1 protein-coding gene is annotated in these 634 nt (G+C 48.4%); it reads right to left on the minus strand.

The window, feature by feature from the left end; translation table 11 throughout:
- On the minus strand, window positions 1–586 hold a 586-nt coding region (locus tag RMT89_RS40615; RefSeq protein WP_315888771.1), incomplete at its 3' end, for a hypothetical protein.
- Window positions 587–634: the final 48 nt, after the last annotated feature.

Raw genomic sequence — 634 nt, forward strand, 5'->3', positions numbered from 1 at the left:
TGCGGATATGATCTTGTTCGCCTAAACCCGGCTCGAAAATCCGCACGTATGACAATTGCCGTTTACCGTTGTTCATGATGGTGCGTGCTTCAAGCACATTGCGCCCTAGCACGTGCGTCCAATACGGCTTAATTCCTGATGCTTTCTTGTCGGCAACCGTGCGAATTTTATCGCGATCAACAACCGGGTAATCAATCAATATCCAGTCAATTGCCGAATTGATACCGTTGAAAAATGTGAGCGATGCGAACGATGTCAGATTGTTTCCGTCACCATCAACATCTTCAATGAATTTCTTGATTTCTTCCGGTACGGGTTTTGTCGTTTCGACAACGCTAATTTCTTCTTCGAATGTTTTGGACGCCAAACCCTCCACCGTGTCGCGGTAAATATTCGTCATTTTGGTTAGACCTAGACGAACATCGTATTCATCGCTTGTTTCATCGGCAAATTTCGGCAGGTACGTTTGCCGGGCATTACGAACCGCGTCCTGCCCTTCAACAATTGCATCGGTCTTGTTCCAATAGGGAACCATCGCGGCCATGTCGGGCGCACGTTTTTCCATCGTGTCAACGTCTTCGTTCATCGCCTCCACGGTCTGCCGAAGCGGTGTCGGGTCTGGAGCCTGATTATA

The sequence above is a fragment of the Streptomyces sp. P17 genome, from assembly GCF_032436805.1.
In the GTDB taxonomy this organism is placed as follows: Bacteria; Actinomycetota; Actinomycetes; order Streptomycetales; family Streptomycetaceae; genus Streptomyces.